At 68.7% G+C, this 211-nt stretch carries 1 protein-coding gene; it reads right to left on the bottom strand.

The window, feature by feature from the left end:
• Positions 1-211, bottom strand: a 211-nt coding sequence (locus tag ACYQ8L_RS18860; RefSeq protein WP_459943344.1) for an IS66 family transposase, incomplete at both ends; no start/stop codon positions are given.

Raw genomic sequence — 211 nt, 5'->3', positions numbered from 1 at the left:
CCCCCGGTACCCTTCGAGGTAGTCCCGCGCCACCTGTCCCCCTCGCGTCGGTGCGTAGTGGTACTCCACCGCCGGTCGGCCAGAGGGCCCTCCCAGGAACACCCATATGTACGACTTCGTCTGGGCCGATCGCCCCGGCTCCTGCAGCACCTGAAGTGTCGTCTCGTCCACCCGGATCACCGGCCCCGCCCGTACCTCCTCCCGCAAGAGT

The sequence above is a fragment of the Deferrisoma palaeochoriense genome, from assembly GCF_054656955.1.
The sequence above is the reverse complement of the archived record's forward strand: the minus strand, read 5'-3'. Positions and strand labels throughout refer to the sequence as shown.